We start from the raw sequence: 1,485 nt of genomic DNA, 5'->3' as shown, positions 1-1,485 counted from the left end.
CGTCGCCGGCCGGCAGCACCTCGGGCAGCGGGGGATGCGCCGGGACCCGGTCGGTGGTCGCCCGCAGCGCCAGCTCCGCCGACTCGACCTGCTCGTGCAGCGATCGCAGGCCGTCGGCCGCGTCCCGCAGGAGATCTTCGTGGCGGTGGCTGCCGGCCGTCGCGGCCCGCAGGTCGTGCACGCGCACCACCATCGCGTGGCACTCCCGGACGGCCTGTGCACATCGCTGCTCCGTGGTCACCAGCGCCGCATACCGCGGACTCTCCTGCAGCAGCTGCGGATGAACGATCACGTCGATCCGGCGACCCAGCCGGTTGACCAGCGGCTCCAGCTCGGCGATCTCGGCGGCGAGCGACTTGCGCTCGTCCCGCGCCTGCCGATATCGGGCGTGCCGCGGGCCGTTGAGGTAACGATCGCGCCAGCCGAGATCCGGGGTGATCGTCTGCAGGCGTTGCTCGACATCCTCGAGCTGCCGGCGTGCACTCATCAATCGCTCTTCCAACTCGTAGAAGTCGACCAATCGCGGCATCATCTCGTCGCCCGCCATTCCCCGACTGTAAAAGCATCGACGGGCCGGCACCCGTTGAACGGTGCTCAAGCCACCGATCGGGTTTACTCAAAGATCGAACAGATGGCGGTTCTGCTCGCTCCACTCGATGCGTTTCGGATGGTCGTCGAGCAGGCCCTCGGCCTGCCAGGTGCGTTGCGGCTCGTGTCCCTCGGCGGCCAGGCGCAGGGTACGCGCGAGCACCAGCCGCTGCTGCTCGATCACCTCGTCGACCAGGCCGTCCGTCGAGGTCAGGCCGTACGCCGACGCGAACAGCTCCAGCCGCCGGCGGCGGTCGGGCGGCTCCGGATAACGCAGCCAGCGCAGGCACTCCGCGTCATCCCGGAACGGCGCCACATATTCCAGCGCATAGGCGACGTCGTGCATCGGCCGATGCGCCCACGCGTAATCCCAGTCGAGGATGCCGACCGGCTCGGTGCCGCGCCAGACCAGGTTCCACGGCCCGAAATCGCCGTGACAGATCACCTCGCCGTCGCCGACGTCGCCGAACCCGCGAACGGCCTCGTGATAATCGCGCAGCAACTGGGCCATCGCGACCAGGCCGTCCTCGTCCACGACCTTGGCCCAGCCGTCCGGCCCGGACTCCCCGTCGAGGTAGGTGAGGATCTCGCGGCCCTCGTCGTCGATGCCGAGAAAGCGCGGCGAGTGGGCGAACCCGACCGCCTCGAGATGCCGCAGCAGCTCATGGATGGTCGATGACCAGGGATGCAGAGGCCGATGGACGGTGTCCCCGACCCGCACGACCCGCCGATGTGGATCATCCTGCAGGACCTCGTCCTCCCCCATCCGGCAGACGCTACTGCACACCGGGACGGGGCCGCCCCGGCCCCCCCCCGGCCGGGCGGGGCCGGGGGGAAAGGCCGGCGAGGGCGCCCGCGAACGCGGGGTGCAGCGGGGTCGGGTGGTCCGGCCGCGCC

Annotated in this window: 2 protein-coding genes; both read right to left on the bottom strand. The window is 70.5% G+C overall.

Annotation, left to right across the window (positions count from 1 at the left end):
* Positions 1 to 547: hypothetical protein (locus AB0M20_RS34680; protein WP_364304610.1), on the bottom strand; the 547-nt coding region annotated here is incomplete at its 3' end.
* Between the two features lie 69 nt (positions 548 to 616).
* Positions 617 to 1,354, bottom strand: coding sequence for an aminoglycoside phosphotransferase family protein (locus AB0M20_RS34675; protein WP_364304608.1), 738 nt, complete (start codon positions 1,352 to 1,354; stop codon positions 617 to 619).
* Positions 1,355 to 1,485: the final 131 nt, after the last annotated feature.

This window comes from Actinoplanes sp. NPDC051633, from assembly GCF_040681735.1.
Lineage (GTDB): Bacteria > Actinomycetota > Actinomycetes > Mycobacteriales > Micromonosporaceae > Actinoplanes.
Note: the sequence above shows the minus strand (reverse complement) of the source record. Positions and strands in the feature narration are given on the sequence as shown.

What these genes read in the sequence shown, in the direction of transcription:
- AB0M20_RS34675 (WP_364304608.1), bottom strand. Translation starts at nt 1,354, where the DNA reads ATGGGGGAGGACGAGGTCCTGCAGGATGATCCACATCGGCGGGTCGTG.